12 protein-coding genes and 2 tRNA genes are annotated in these 15,301 nt (G+C 36.5%); 7 read left to right on the plus strand and 7 right to left on the minus strand.

Going from position 1 to position 15,301, the window contains the following annotated elements; translation table 11 throughout:
• Window positions 1–630: 630 nt before the first annotated feature.
• Together CRT24_RS19705 and CRT24_RS19710 are read right to left on the minus strand one after the other, a co-directional pair.
• A tRNA-Phe gene (locus tag CRT24_RS19705) sits at window positions 631–703 on the minus strand.
• A gap of 309 nt (window positions 704–1,012) precedes the next feature.
• Window positions 1,013–1,085 (minus strand) — tRNA-Phe (locus CRT24_RS19710).
• A gap of 185 nt (window positions 1,086–1,270) precedes the next feature.
• Between CRT24_RS19710 and mnmA the strand changes: the two genes are divergently transcribed.
• Entirely contained in the window at window positions 1,271–2,371 is a 1,101-nt protein-coding gene (mnmA, locus tag CRT24_RS19715) for a tRNA 2-thiouridine(34) synthase MnmA (RefSeq protein WP_099372815.1), read from the plus strand.
• A 64-nt stretch (window positions 2,372–2,435) separates the two neighbouring features.
• Here mnmA and gap read toward each other — a convergent pair whose 3' ends face one another.
• From gap to pfkA, 3 genes are read right to left on the minus strand one after another with little or no spacing between them, the layout of a single operon-like run.
• On the minus strand, window positions 2,436–3,434 hold the full coding sequence (gene gap, locus CRT24_RS19720; protein WP_099372816.1) for a type I glyceraldehyde-3-phosphate dehydrogenase: 999 nt from the start codon (window positions 3,432–3,434) through the stop codon (window positions 2,436–2,438).
• A gap of 5 nt (window positions 3,435–3,439) precedes the next feature.
• Window positions 3,440–4,288 (minus strand): BadF/BadG/BcrA/BcrD ATPase family protein, encoded by an 849-nt coding sequence (locus tag CRT24_RS19725; RefSeq protein ID WP_099372817.1) that lies wholly within the window; start codon window positions 4,286–4,288, stop codon window positions 3,440–3,442.
• A 4-nt stretch (window positions 4,289–4,292) separates the two neighbouring features.
• Window positions 4,293–5,276, minus strand: a complete 984-nt coding sequence (gene pfkA, locus CRT24_RS19730; RefSeq protein WP_099372818.1) for a 6-phosphofructokinase — start codon at window positions 5,274–5,276, stop codon at window positions 4,293–4,295.
• 139 nt (window positions 5,277–5,415) lie between these two features.
• Between pfkA and CRT24_RS19735 the strand changes: the two genes are divergently transcribed.
• The 5 genes from CRT24_RS19735 to CRT24_RS19755 all read left to right on the plus strand — a co-directional run bounded on the left by CRT24_RS19735 (window position 5,416) and on the right by CRT24_RS19755 (window position 12,426).
• Window positions 5,416–6,078 (plus strand): NUDIX domain-containing protein, encoded by a 663-nt coding sequence (locus CRT24_RS19735; RefSeq protein WP_099372819.1) that lies wholly within the window; start codon window positions 5,416–5,418, stop codon window positions 6,076–6,078.
• Between the two features lie 150 nt (window positions 6,079–6,228).
• Entirely contained in the window at window positions 6,229–6,834 is a 606-nt protein-coding gene (locus CRT24_RS19740) for a TetR/AcrR family transcriptional regulator (RefSeq protein ID WP_099372820.1), read from the plus strand.
• Window positions 6,835–8,157: a TolC family protein gene (locus CRT24_RS19745; protein WP_099372821.1), complete on the plus strand. Its 1,323-nt coding sequence runs from the start codon at window positions 6,835–6,837 to the stop codon at window positions 8,155–8,157. It begins immediately after the preceding gene.
• Between the two features lie 14 nt (window positions 8,158–8,171).
• Complete coding sequence (locus tag CRT24_RS19750) at window positions 8,172–9,230, plus strand: efflux RND transporter periplasmic adaptor subunit (protein ID WP_099372822.1); 1,059 nt, start codon at window positions 8,172–8,174, stop codon at window positions 9,228–9,230.
• A 25-nt stretch (window positions 9,231–9,255) separates the two neighbouring features.
• Window positions 9,256–12,426 carry an efflux RND transporter permease subunit gene (locus tag CRT24_RS19755; RefSeq protein WP_099372823.1) on the plus strand — a complete coding sequence of 1,057 codons (3,171 nt, stop codon included), beginning with the start codon at window positions 9,256–9,258 and terminating at the stop codon, window positions 12,424–12,426.
• A 476-nt stretch (window positions 12,427–12,902) separates the two neighbouring features.
• Here CRT24_RS19755 and CRT24_RS20970 read toward each other — a convergent pair whose 3' ends face one another.
• Window positions 12,903–13,070: a hypothetical protein gene (locus CRT24_RS20970; protein WP_180269176.1), complete on the minus strand. Its 168-nt coding sequence runs from the start codon at window positions 13,068–13,070 to the stop codon at window positions 12,903–12,905.
• 143 nt (window positions 13,071–13,213) lie between these two features.
• Between CRT24_RS20970 and CRT24_RS19760 the strand changes: the two genes are divergently transcribed.
• Window positions 13,214–14,188, plus strand: coding sequence for a YihY/virulence factor BrkB family protein (locus CRT24_RS19760; RefSeq protein WP_099372824.1), 975 nt, complete (start codon window positions 13,214–13,216; stop codon window positions 14,186–14,188).
• Window positions 14,189–14,278: 90 nt separating this feature from the next.
• Here CRT24_RS19760 and CRT24_RS19765 read toward each other — a convergent pair whose 3' ends face one another.
• On the minus strand, window positions 14,279–15,286 hold the full coding sequence (locus tag CRT24_RS19765; protein ID WP_099372825.1) for a glutathione synthetase: 1,008 nt from the start codon (window positions 15,284–15,286) through the stop codon (window positions 14,279–14,281).
• Window positions 15,287–15,301 lie beyond the last annotated feature (15 nt).

The following is a 15,301-nucleotide window of genomic DNA, read 5'->3' on the forward strand; positions in this document are numbered from 1 at the left end:
AATGCCAACGACCTGCTTGAGTGTTTTCATGTTAATTTTTTGATGTGAAACTGAAAAATCAATAGTGAAACTTCCCTTGGACTTGTCTCCTGATGGATATTCAAGCTGGACTGTAATTCCGCCTTACATTCTGTTCTGTCTTAGGAAGCGAAAAAGAGGAAGGCCATCTCTAAAAATCAGTATGCTAAAAAAGCTACTAAGACAGCCCTAGGCTCTCCCTCTTTTCACTAAATACAGCAAATCTATAAAACAAAAAATGTCTCCTACATTTGCTTGACACAAACATAGGAGACAGCCCCATACTTGTTTAACAAAAGCCAGAACGGCTCAGATGAAGATTTTGTGTAGGGAACACAGCACTTCCATTATGATAAAAATTTTGAAACGTCTTTAGTGAAATTCGGTTAATTAATTTCTTGGTTTTATTTGTCTAATTTATACATGAAAATTGAAATAATGTATACCTATTTTGTGGTATTTTAAGAAATTGTTAATGACTTAAGTTAATCAATTGGAATTCAGTGTGATAAATTTTATTTAAGCGGTTTTGTGGGAAATTCAAGGAGTGATAATAGGATCTATTTATAGAAATCAGCAATAAAAAAGCCCATCGTTTGATGGGCTTTTTTGTGGTGCCAGCTGGATTCGAACCAGCGACACAAGGATTTTCAGTCCTTTGCTCTACCAACTGAGCTATGGCACCTTTTAAGATTTTATTCTGTTCTTATCAGGTCAGTTATCTCGCTATTTGCTTGACAACGGTACAAAGGTAAGAAAACAATATTCATATGCAAATAAAACTTTGTTTAGAGCTTGTAAAGAGGTTATTTTCACGGGAATAAAATTTAAATTGTATTTGTGTGTATGTGTTGTGCTTTTAGAAATTTTAATAAACTAAAAAAATTTGAATTTAGAGAATTCTTATAAAAACGATAAGTTTGAGAATTTATAACGTAGATATGAATGGAAATCGTTTAAACAAAAAAACTCAGCGATTACTGAGTTTTTTTTGTGGTGCCAGCTGGATTCGAACCAGCGACACAAGGATTTTCAGTCCTTTGCTCTACCAACTGAGCTATGGCACCTTATTTTACAGACCCGTTACCGAACTTGCGATGCAAATATACCGTCCTTTTTCGAATTCTAAAACTTTTGCAGGAATTATTTTTGAGGTTTTATTCAAAGTCTTGATTTTGATTGAGATAAAATTACATCAAATAAACATTGGGAATGGGCAAATAACGGTATCTTTGCACTTCAATAAAATACTATGAGTAAAAAAGGAAGAGTTTTGGTAGCGATGAGTGGGGGAGTTGATAGCTCCGTTGCTGCTGTCATGCTACACGAACAAGGATATGAGGTCATCGGCATCACGATGAAAACATGGGATTATGCTAGTTCCGGCGGCTCTTCAAAGGAAACGGGATGTTGTAGTTTGGACAGTATCAATGACGCAAGAACATTGGCTGTGAACTATGGTTTTCCGCATTATATCCTAGATATTCGTTCTGAGTTTGGAGATTATGTGATCGATAATTTTGTGGATGAATATATTGCCGGAAGAACTCCGAATCCATGTGTTCTGTGCAATACCCATATCAAGTGGGAGGCATTGATGAAACGCGCTGATAAGTTGGATTGTGAATTTATTGCAACCGGTCATTATGCTAATATTAGATTGCATGATAATGGTCGTCACGTCATTTCTAAAGGGAAGGACGAAAATAAGGATCAGTCTTATGTACTATGGGGAGTGTCACAAGAAAATTTAGCTAGGACACAATTTCCTTTGGGAAGTTTCACCAAGAAGGAAATCCGCCAAATGGCCTTGGATATGGGTCAGAAAGAATTGGCAAATAAATCAGAGAGCTATGAAATCTGTTTTGTGCCTGATAACGATTATCGTTCATTCTTAAGACATAAACGTCCTTCGCTTGATGAGGAGATCGGACCAGGGAACTTTATCCTTTCAGATGGAACAGTAGTAGGTCAACATATCGGGTATCCATACTTTACGATTGGACAGCGCAGAGGTTTGGGTGTAGCTTTAGGAAAGCCCATGTTTGTGATCCAAATTCTACCTGAGTCAAATTCAGTAGTGTTGGGAGAAGAGCACGAATTGGAACGCAGTAAGGCATTAGTAAAAAATATCAATTTGGTTAAATATGCTTCTCTGGAAAAACCTATGGAAGCAATTACCAAGATCCGCTATAAAGATTCTGGGGCTATTTCTACCTTGACTCAACACGGAGATATTATGCAAGTGGATTTCGTACATAATGTAAAAGGTATTGCTCCAGGTCAATCTGCCGTTTTTTATGAAGGTGATGATTTGATAGGTGGTGGTTTCTTAATGAAAGAAGAGAAATAGAAAATTAAATATATAAAAAGGCGATGTAAAAATACATCGCCTTTTTTTATGAATTGAATATCAATTAAGATAATTTACCAACTTCTTGAGCTAAGTCAATGATTTTGTTTGAGTAACCCCATTCGTTGTCATACCAAGATACAACTTTCACGAAGTTATCATTCAATGAAATACCAGCTTTAGCATCGAAGATAGATGTACGAGCATCTCCTAAGAAATCTGTAGAAACTACGTCATCTTCAGTATATCCTAAGATACCTTTCAATTCACCTTCTGAAGCTTCTTTCATAGCTTTTTTGATTTCTTCGTAAGAAGCACCTTTTTCAAGACGTACAGTTAAGTCAACTACTGAAACGTCAGCTGTAGGAACACGTAGAGACATACCAGTCAATTTACCTTTTAATTCAGGTAATACTAGACCTACTGCTTTTGCAGCACCAGTAGAAGAAGGGATGATGTTTTGGTAAGCACCACGACCACCTCTCCAGTCTTTTACTGAAGGACCGTCAACAGTTTTTTGTGTTGCAGTAACAGCATGTACTGTAGTCATCAATCCTTCTACGATTCCGAATTTGTCATTCAAAACTTTAGCAATAGGAGCAAGACAGTTTGTAGTACAAGAAGCGTTAGAAACGATATTGTATTCTGGTTTTAATTCTTTGTTGTTTACACCCATTACGAATGTAGGAGTATCATCTTTAGCAGGAGCAGACATGATTACTTTTTTCGCACCAGCATCGATATGTTTTTGAGCTAATTCTTGAGTCAAGAAGAAACCTGTAGATTCGATAACTACTTCAGCACCTACTTCATCCCATTTTAGGTTTGCAGGGTCTTTTTCAGCTGTTACGCGAATTGTTTTGCCATTTACGATTAAGTTTCCGTCTTTAACTTCAACTGTACCGTCAAATTGACCGTGAGTTGAATCGTATTTTAACATATAAGCTAAGTAATCAGGCTCAACTAAGTCATTGATCCCTACTACCTCAATATCACTGCGTTTTACAGCAGCTCTGAATGCTAAACGGCCAATACGGCCAAATCCGTTAATTCCAATTTTCATTTTTACTAATTTTTATTTATAAAATATTTTACAAGATTCTGTACAGGTTCTCTTATAATGGTTCCCACTGCCAAATGGTTCTCTTTTGCAATTTCCCGGAGCCAATCAGCATAGTTGTTTGCCACAGAACCTGTGAAATTCAATGTTGAGTCCGGATAGGTTTCTGAAAGCGGTATAAGATAAGTTTTAACATATGTTTCCAGTCCTTTCCTGATAATCCCTTCCATATACGGATCATCTTTGTTTTCAAGGATAAAGTCCGCAAAAGAAGTTAAAAAGATGTTCGGGTTCGGGGTATTATAAGTTTTGTCTAATATGGTTTTTCGATCCATATTATGTTTGTGCAAGAGTTTTTCCCGAAATCCCTGCGGCATTGATTCAGTCAGGAAGTCTTTCAATATCTGGCGTGCTTGCCAATTTGTTGAAGCTTCATCAGCTAAAATGTATCCCAATCCATAATTGTTATCGACAATCTTTCTGCCATTGTAATAGGCGGCATTTGAGCCACTGCCTATAATTCCGATGATGCCTTTTTCATTTCCAAAAGTTGAAATTGCGGAAGCCAGCATATCATGTGATACTTTGACTTTTGCATTTTTAAAGAATTGAGAAAATACTTTTTCAATTTTTTCTTGTCTTTCTTTGGATGATGCTCCGGCTCCGAAAAAATAAATTTTACGGATCCTTTCGGCATTATTGATGAGTTGGGTGTTTTTGTTCAGGAGTTGAAAGATAAATCTTTCATCTTGTATATAGGGGTTTATGCCGGAAGTTCTGAATCCATGTAGGACTCTTCCTTTTTCGGCAAGTCGCCAATCGGCGTATCTTGATCCACTAAATACGACTGCAATCATAAGTTTAAATGTTCATTACTTCTGCAATAGTGACCAACTCCTCGTCCAGTTTGAATTCTTTGCCACGCAAAGCTTCTTCTAGACTTGTAGCTACCATTTTGCTTCCACGGATACCCACAGTTGCACTTCTATTGCCTTTTACTAGTTCATTGACCGCGAAGTATCCCATACGGGTTGCAAGTACTCGGTCAAAGCTACTTGGGGACCCTCCACGCTGTAAATGTCCTAATATACTAACTTTTGTGTCATAAAAATCAAATTTTTCTTCCACACGTTTAGCGACATTGTAAGCACCACCATTTTTATCCCCTTCAGCGATGATTACGATCATTGAAGTTTTGTTTCTATCTTTCGCTACTTCAAGCATTTCGATCAATTCATCGATAGCAGTTTCTTTCTCCGGCAGCATGATAGCTTCAGCACCACCCGCAACTCCAGCATTCAAGGCTATACATCCTGAATCTCTTCCCATTACTTCGACAAAGAAAAGTCGATTGTGAGAAGCTGCTGTATCTTTGATTTTATCAATGGCGTCAATAACTGTATTGTTGGCCGTGTCAAATCCTAGTGTATAGTCGGTTCCATAGAGGTCATTGTCGATTGTACCTGGAATACACATCACTGGGATATCATATTCTTGGGAGAAGATTTCTGCACCTGTGAAGGTACCATCTCCGCCAATAGCAACTAAAGCGTCAATTCCTGCTTTTCTAACATTTTCATAGGCTTTTTTACGGCCTTCGGGAGTTCTGAATTCGGGACAGCGAGCTGATTTTAGGATGGTTCCACCTTTTTGTAGGATGGAACTTACCGATCGACTTACCATTTCGGTAAAATCACCCTCGATCATTCCTTCATATCCTCTAAATATACCGGTTACTTTTAAGTCATTAAACAGTGCTGTACGAACTACTGCGCGAATGGCAGCATTCATCCCTGGGGCATCGCCACCTGATGTATAAACGCCAATCCTTCGTATCTTGTTCATTAGGTCTTTCGTATTTTTGTTTTACGAATATAATGTGTATTTCTTACACTATTAAATTTTTTTGGTAATTTGTTTGTGTAATTGTTATTATTGTTGAGGTTTTCACGAAACAATTGATCAATATAAATAAATTTAAATTTTGCAGACACATTTTACAATAGATTGCGTCATTCTAACATTTGATGAGGGCCAATTAAAAGTATTATTGGCAGAAAGGAATGAATATCCTTATAAGGATTGGTGGGCTCTGCCCGGCTATTTTGTGAATAAGTATGAAGAAATGGAAGATGCCGTTGCTCGTATCTTATTTGAAATGACAGGGTTAAAAGATATTTATATGGATCAGCTGGCAGCCTTTGCCGGGGTGAAAAGACATCCAGAAGGAAGGATCTTAACTGTTGCTTATCTTGCTCTTGTGCAGATGGAAGAGGTGAAAAATAAAATCTTTTCAGGGTCCAATTATATGCGGCAATTGAAATGGTTTCCTGTAACAGACTTGCCAGATCTTGCATTTGACCATAAGGATATTATAGAGCTGAGTCTTGACAGGCTCAAAAAAACAGTTACATATTCGACAACACCTTATGAATTATTGCCTGCAAAGTTCACTCTTACCCAATTGCAGCAAGTGTACGAAGCTCTGCTGAACAAGCAACTCGATAAAAGAAATTTCCGGAAGAAAATCAACAACCTAGGCTACCTTAAGGAATTGAATGAATTTCAAAAAGGAGTATCATACCGTGCAGCCAAATTATATTCTTTCGATAAGAAGAAATTCCACAAAACTTTCAGTCAAGAATAAAATACCTTCTTTTTTGATTATCTAACTGATATCATTCCGTTAAAAAAGTGTTAAGCGTCACTTTTTTGACAAAGGGATGATATTATTTAATTTCTATTCTTTACTTTTGAACAATTTTTAGAAAAAGTCAAAAATAAAAAAAGGTAAAAAATGGAGAATCGTAAGGATCAAATCATTGACGCAGCGCTAAAGCGCTTCTCACATTTTGGTTTTCACAAAACCACGATGAATGAGATTGCGGATGATCTGCGAATTACTAAAGCAAATTTATATTACTACTATCCAGATAAGTCAACATTTATTGTTGATGTATTAATAAAACTTGCCAATGATGTTTATGCAGGAGAGAAGGAAATTGTGGAGAATTATTCTGGTGATCTCATGAAAACTATGTATGAGATTTTGGAATACCGTTCGGAGTATACTCGTAAATATTATGTTCTGCATATCTGTGAAAATCTGGATTGGATAAAAGGCTTAGATATCAATGAAGTTATGCAGGATTTTTATAAGCGTGATGTTTCCTTAATGAAGGTTTTATATCAAAAATCTGTTGATCGAGGTGAGTTAATGATGGATGATATTGAATCATGTGCCTGTACCATTGTTGAGATCCAAAAGGGATTGGGCATTATTCACACCATCTCAGATGTAATCACTGGTATTCCGAATGAGTCCAATGTGGATATGATTCTAGAGAGTCAAAAAAGAGCGTTAAAATTAATTTTCGAAGCACGAATAGCTAGCAATAAATAAATGAATAGAACTAAACTTATGGCCCTTATGGTGGCAGGTATGCTGTCAGGATCATTGTTACATGCACAAGAAACCTTAACTCTTCAGGAGGCGGTGAAATTTGCATTAGAGAATAAAGCGGAAGCCAAAAAGGCAAAGCTTGACCTTGAAAATTCTGAATATCAAATTGACGAGGTTAGGGCAGGAGCATTACCACAAGTCAATGCTTCAGCAAATGTCAAATATAACGCGATCATTCCAAGTATGCCAATTGATTTTGGTGGCGAGACACAGTATATTAAAATGGGTCAGCCTTGGAACTCAACCGCAGGAATTTCCGTAAACCAGCAAATTTTCAATCAATCTTTATTTACAGGATTGAAAGCAGCAAAAACTACACGTGAATTCTATCAGATCAATTCACAGTTGACTGATGAGTCTTTGATTGAAAAAGTAGCGAATGCATATTATGATGTATACACAACACAATTACAATTAGAGACCATCGATAATAACCTGGAGAACACAAATAAAACAAAAAGTGTTATCGAAGGGTTAGTTACGGCGGGAATTGCTCGTCAGATAGATTTGGACAGGATCATTGTTAATATAAATAATCTTCAGGCACAAAGACAGATTGTTGTCAATGCCCTAGAATTAAAGGAAAATGCTTTGAAATTTGCAATCGGGATGCCGATTGAAACTGACATTGAATTGCCAGCTGAGACTTTTAATATCAAAGCTGAAATGGCAGCTGCAACTACAATGGATCTGTCTGGTAGAACTGAAATCAAAGTATTGGAAAAACAAGCTGAGTTACTAGAGTTAAATCGCAAAAGTATGAAAGCAGCTTATTATCCTTCACTATCGTTTGGCGGTGATTTAGGTTACCAAGGTTTTGGTAGTGGAATCCCGGGATCAAATGATTTCAATTGGTTTGCTACTTCAGGTTTGGGATTAAACTTAAGCATTCCAATTTTTAATGGTGGTTCTACTAAAGCTAAAATAAACCAGGCTACCATTCAGATTAAACAATTAGAAGTTGATATCGAAGATGCACGCCTAGGATTGAACTTAGCAAATGAGAACGCTAAGGCTCAGATAAAAAACAGTTTGTTGACTGTAGATGCTAACCGCAGAAATGTTCAGTTGTCTAGAGATGTTTTGGATGATACCCAAAATAACTACAGAAATGGTTTAGCAACTTTAACAGAACTATTGGACGCTGAGAATGCATTGGCTACGGCAGAAAATAACCTGAACACATCTTTATTAAACTATAAGATTGCTGAGATTCAGTTGATCAAAGCAAATGGAGAATTAAAATCATTAGTAAACGAATAATAACAACCACATAAATGAAACGTACAATAATTACCCTAATTGTTATCCTTGCTGCAGGAGCTGGTATCTACCTTATTCTACAGAAAAATAAGGCTAAGAATGATGCAGATACTGCTGCGGTAGCTGAGAAAAATGCTGCTGTTGCTGTTCGTATCGATACTGCTATCAATAGTGATTTAAATTTAGATTATTTAGCTAACGGTACCTTTATGCCTAAGCAAGAAGTAACTGTTGCAGCTGAGACAGGAGGCCGAGTAGTTCGCGTATTAGTGGATGAGGGTTCGAGAGTTTCTCCAGGACAGACCTTGGCTGTCGTAGAAGGAGACAAATTAAATGTAAATGTTGCAAATGCTCAAGCATCTTATGATAATGCACAAGCGAATTTACAACGTTATGAGAATGCGCTTTCAACAGGTGGTGTTACGCAACAACAAGTTGATCAAATGCGTCTTCAATTTGAAAGTGCCAAAAACAACTTGAAAAGTGCGAAACTAACTGCAGGAGATGTTACTATCAAGACTTCTGTCGGTGGTATCGTGAATTCACGTAAAATTGAGCCAGGAGCATATGTTAGTCCAGGTACGCCTGCATTCGATATAGTCAATGTAAGTACTTTAAAATTAAGAGTAAATGTTGATGAGAAAAACGTTGCTTCTTTGCGAGTAGGTCAATCTGTTAAAGTTCAAGTGAGTGTATATCCAGACAAAGAATTTTCAGGTAGAATCACTTTTATTGCTCCAAAGTCTGATGGTAGTTTGAATTTCCCGGTTGAGATTGAAATTGCAAACAATCCTAACAATGAGCTTCGTGCTGGTATGTATGGCACAGCAGTATTTGGAGGCCAAGGCACTTCAAGCGTATTGGTAGTTCCAAGAACAGCATTCGTAGGAAGTATTTCAGACAATAAAGTTTTCGTATTGAAAAATGGTAAAGCGGTAGAGTCGGAAGTAGTTGCAGGTAGAAGCTTTGGTGATAACATTGAGGTTATCAGTGGCTTGCAAGCTGGAGATCAAGTGATCGTTTCTGGTCAAATCAACCTGTACAACAATTCTCCTGTAGAGATCATCAAATAATATTTGCTAAGAACGAAATTATAAAATGAAGATTACTGAAATATCGATAAAACGCCCAAGTCTAATTATAGTATTATTTATACTATTGACTTTAGGCGGGATATTCTCATATTCTCAATTAGGATATGAGCTGATACCAAAGTTTGAGGTAAACGTAATTACCATTCAAACAGTGTATCCTGGTGCCTCACCTTCAGAGGTTGAGAGTACTGTAACGAAAAAAATCGAGGATGCTGTATCCTCTTTGGAAAATATTAAAAAGCTTGAGTCAACATCGTTAGAGAACGTTTCGATTGTAATGGTAACCTTAAATGATGGTGCCGATGTCAATTTCTTGCTCACCGATGCGCAACGGAAGATCAACGCTGTGTTGAATGACCTTCCGGATGACGTTGAAGCGCCATCTCTTAATAAATTCTCATTGGATGATATTGCTATCATGAGTCTAGCGGTTACATCCAACCAATCAGAGAAAGAATTATATGATCTATTGGACAATAAAATCCAACCTATTTTCGCACGTATAAGCGGTGTTGCGAAAGTTGATATGGTTGGTGGTGAAGAACGTGAAATCCAGGTTTCTGTTGACCCTGAAAAGGCTGAAGGATATGGTATTTCTATTTCTCAAATACAGAATGTAATTGCTCAGTCCAATTTAGATTTCCCTACAGGTAATGTGAGCACTAGGGAAAATAGAACTACGATCCGTTTGGCAGGTAAGGTAGTAGATGTAGAAGAGTTAAGAAACCTTCCTATTACGACTCCTGCAGGTATTACAATCTTTTTAAGAGATGTTGCTGATGTTCAGGATGGTATCAAAGAGATTGAAAAAATCGCTCGTTTAGATCGTAAGAATACAATCTTATTGCAGGTATTCAAACAATCAGATGCCAATGCAGTAGAAGTTTCAAAATTAGTAAAAGAAACAATTGAAACGGTTCAAACAGATTATAAAGACGATGACGTAAAAATCTTGGTAGCAAACGATTCAACAGATTATACCTTGAATGCGGCAAATAACGTTATGCATGACTTGATCATTGCGATTGCTCTTGTAGGTTTTATCATGTTGTTCTTCTTACACAGTTTGAGAAATGCGGCCATTACCATGGTAGCAATTCCACTTTCCTTGATTGCAACTTTTATTGGTCTATTGTTGATGGGTTATACCTTAAACTTGATGTCTTTGTTGGGATTATCATTGGTTGTGGGTATCCTTGTCGATGATGCTATCGTTGTAATTGAGAATATTCACCGTCACATGGAGATGGGTAAGAATAAAGTTCGTGCGGCCTATGATGGAGCAAAAGAAATTGGATTTACAGTATCAGCGATTACTTTGGTAATTGTCGTTGTATTCTTGCCAATTGCTATGTCAACAGGATTGGTTGCCAATATCCTTGCACAGTTCTGTGTTACGGTTATTATCTCGACTTTATTGTCTTTATTAGTATCCTTTACTGTTGTTCCTTGGTTATATTCTCGTTTCGGTAAAATAGAACATATCAATCCAAAATCATTTATTGGAAAAATCGTTCATGGTTTTGAGGCAGGTTTGACCAAGTTTACTCACTGGATTACTGGAATATTAGAGTGGTGTTTGAAAAACTGGAAGACTAAGCTTTCGACACTTTTGATTGCATTAGCACTTTTCATAGGTTCATTCTTCTTAGTTGGCTTAGGATTTATTGGAACCGATTTCTTCCCAGCTTCAGATAAAGGTGAATTTATGATTCAGTTGGAATTAGAGAAGGATGCTTCTTTAGAGAAAACAAACTTCTTAACTCAAAAAGCAGAGTCTGTAATTGAATCAAAACCTGAAGTTGAGAGAATCATTACTACTGTAGGTCAATCCTCAGATGGGGTAATGTCTACTGCTGGTTCCAGATATAAATCAGAGATTCACGTAATCTTAAAAGATACATATACTGAAAGTTCGAAAGTTTACTCGGCGAGGTTGAAACGCGAATTGGAAAATAAACTAGTAGGAGCTAAGGTTACTGCGGTGAACATGGGTCTAATGGGTGCAGAACAGGCTCCATTAAAATTAACAGTGATAGGTTCAGATATTGAAGATGCTCGTCAATTTGCTATTAAAGCAGAGGAGCAATTGCGCAATATTCCTGGAGCTACAGGTGTAAAGCTTACATCTGAAGATGGTAACCCTGAGATCCGTGTACAAGTTGACCGTGATAAGATGACTTCTTTGGGACTTAATGTAGCAACTGTTGGTATGACTATGCAGACTGCATTCTCAGGAAATACAGATAATAAATTCCGTGCCGGTGATAATGAGTACGATATTAATATCCGTTTCTCAGAAAGCGGTAGAGCTGATATCAATAATGTAAGAAACCTTAAGTTTATCAATAATCAAGGGGCAACAATTTCATTGGATCAATTTGCTACTGTATCTTACGGTTCAGGACCAACCCTATTGGAACGTCGTGACAAATCACCAGCTGTTTCGGTTCAAGGTTCGGTGGTTGGTAGGCCAATGGGTACTGTAGCTCAGGAATGGGAAGCAGAATTCTCAAAACTTGAGCGTAAACCAGGAGTTGTTTATATCTGGGGTGGTAATATGGAAAGTCAACAAGAAGGTTTTGGTACCTTGGGTATCGCCTTGATCGCTTCAGTATTATTAGTGTACTTGGTTATGGTGGCATTATATGATAGTTTCTCGACTCCATTTGTCGTGTTATTCTCAATTCCACTATCATTTATCGGAGCCTTGTTGTTATTGGCATTGACAAACCAGACTTTGAATATCTTTACAATTCTAGGTATTATCATGTTGATTGGTTTGGTTGCGAAAAATGCAATCTTATTGGTTGACTTTGCTAATCATAGGAAAGAACATGGTGATAGCACACATGATGCCTTGGTAGCTGCCAACCATGCTCGTTTGCGTCCAATCTTGATGACTACGATTGCCATGGTGTTTGGTATGATTCCTATTGCAATGGCATCGGGAGATGGTGCGGATACCAACAGAGGTTTGGCAATTGTAATTATTGGAGGTCTATTATCGTCATTATTGTTGACATTAGTAGTGGTACCAGTGGTTTATTCAATCTTCGACAGTTTTGGACGTCGTTGGGGTAAGAAACAAAAAACTGATTACGCTACAATGATGGAGGCAGACTACGTTCCGAATGAACATTACATTGATGAAATGGATGTGAAACATAATTAACAAAGAACAATTAATTTTCTAAATATAAAAGGTCTGGGATTCTTCTCAGGCCTTTTTTTATTGTGTAAAGTTCTACGAAATTCACACGAAAAAAATCTGAGAGACCATTATTTTATGTCTTTTTATAAAATGATCGGGAAAAATTTATGCCTTAATCTGATAATAAAACTAAGAAATTAATGGAAATTTAATTAAAAATTGTTGGTTAAACATTTATTGAAATTATGTTAAAATCGATGTTTAAACTTAGATAACGCATGTTTGTAGATATGTTGTATACAGATTTATAATTTACTTTTTTGAAATATAGATTCAACATAAGTGAATTTTCCCGTACTTAGTAATTAAGAAAATCATCGAAACCAAAGGATAAAATTATACAGGTTTTTATGATTTCAATGAGCCACGTATCACACACTAACTATTATATAAATTGGCCTGGAAGTAAAATATTCCAGGCCATTTTAATGTTATGATTAATCTTCGTGATCATCGACTTTGTTAGGATTTGGAGGTAGAGGATTAGTATCTTCTTCAGGACGTTTACCAGTGTCAGATTGAACTTTTTCATTTTCTTCTCTCGGTTTTCCAGTTTCGTCTTTTTCTAAATCTTCATTTTTGATATCTTTTTGTTTACTCATCATAGTTAGTTTTGAATTTAAAATTTCTTTTAGTTACTGTTGTAAGAACAATATTATAAGAAGAAAGTTCAATGGGATTGTTAAATGCTATTCCAAACATTTTTAGGAAGTCTATGTTAATTACACAACAGTGATTTAATATTTATATGGAAAAACAAGAAAGCAAAGGATTTTTTAAGGACACCTTCAATATTTTAAAAAATACCGTGATGGGCTTCATGAATGAAGACAGCATGAAATATAGTGCTTCATTAGCTTATTATACTATATTTTCACTTGGCCCAATTCTGGTCCTTATGATTTCCTTAGCAGGTATTTTCTATGGGGAAGATGCAATCAAAGGGAAATTGTTTGGTGAGTTAAACGAACTGGTAGGTCTTACAGCAGCTAGACAAATCCAAGATGTTATTAAAAACTTGAGTTTATCCGGAAAGTCCAATCTGGCAATGATAGTGAGTATCATCACATTGATAATTGGTGCCACAACGGTTTTCGGAGATATGCAGAATTCTATCAACAAGATATGGCATGTCAAAGCGAAACCTAAGAAAGGCTGGTTAAAAATGATTATGGATCGGCTATTATCTTCTTCATTGATTATAGGACTTGGTTTCTTATTAGTTGTAACCTTGGTGGTGAATGGTATTATCCTAGCAATGACTGATAGACTACTGCGTTTCTTTCCTGACATGACAGTTTATGTGATGGATGGCATAAATTTCTTATTAACATTTGGAATTACATTTATTTTGTTTGCAGTGATTTTTAAGGTTTTACCAGATGTTAATATCAATTGGAGACCAGTAAAAGCTGGAGCTTTATTTACAGCTATTCTTTTTGCAATTGGTCGATTTGGAATAGGTTTTTATCTTCAATCTTCAGATACAGAAAGTACTTATGGTGCTGCCGCATCTATAGTTTTGATTCTTTTGTGGGTTTACTATACCGCTGCAATTTTATATCTAGGAGCTATCTTTACTAGAGAATATGCTACTTATCATGGTATCAGCATTGAGCCTTCGGAATATGCTGTTCATGTTGAACTCAAAGAAATCGAAAGGAATGTAAATGAGATCCCTCCAGCTCCTCTAACTGAGGAAGAAAAGGTAATAGAAAAATAACAACATTGAAAAGGTCTACTTTTGAATAACATTAATTTTCAAAATTAGACCTTATTCATAAATTGATTTTAATCAACCCGTGATCAAATTCTATTTATTGTAATATGCTTTGACTTTGTTTTCGAGATCAATAATAATAGCATTTGCAAAATCTTTACCTGTTATTTTGGTTGCATGAAATAATGCCCCAGGGCTGAAAACATTTACTTCCATGATTTTATCCCCAACTATATCCAGCCCAACAAGATACATATTATCATCTTTAAGTTGTTGAGATACCTTTTTTACAAGTGAAAGGATTTGATCATCAATGATCGCTTCTTCAGGTTTTGCTCCTTGATGAATATTACTTCTAATTTCATCTTCTTTCTGAACCCTACGGACAGCAGCATATTTACCATCTACAATTAGTGGTTCTCCATCCATCATAAAAAAGCGAATATCACCCTTTTTAGCTTCAGGTAAATATTCTTGAGCAATTACATACCCATCTCTCGAAATAGCTTCCACTGTTTGTTTTAGGTTTTGCCTTTCTTTGTAATCGATCATAAAAACATTTTTACCACCTGATCCTTTCAACGGTTTCAATATGATCTTATCTTTCTGTTCTTCCAAGAATCTAAGGACATCTTCGTGGCTTCTTGTCACCAAAGTCTTTGGTCTTACAGATTTTGGGAAATTTTCGAGATACAGTTTGTTGTTGGCTTGTACGAGGTAGTCCGGGTCATTGATTACTAATCGGCCATTCTTTTTGACCAGTTGTGCAAACTGAATCCCAGCTGCTGCTGCCCAAGGTCTATTTATCATATCTAGTGTAGGGTCAAACCTCAACCAAAGTATGTCCACCTCATTTAGATCTACTAATGTTTTTTCGGCATCTTTGAGATATTTGACAAAGTCAGCTCCATTGGTTAATCCATGGCCTGGAGTAATGACTCTGCAATGGGCAGAGACAGATTGCTCATCTTCATAGACAAAATCTGCCAAACCGATGTACAGAACAGTATGACCTCGCTCAAGGGCTTTTAAAGCGAGCATAGTAGTGGTAAATCTTTCCTCTTCTTTATGAGATTGATTGATTAAGATTGCGATTTTCATATATCTATCTTGTAA

The sequence above is a fragment of the Sphingobacterium sp. 1.A.5 genome (assembly GCF_002734235.1).
Lineage (GTDB): Bacteria > Bacteroidota > Bacteroidia > Sphingobacteriales > Sphingobacteriaceae > Sphingobacterium > Sphingobacterium daejeonense.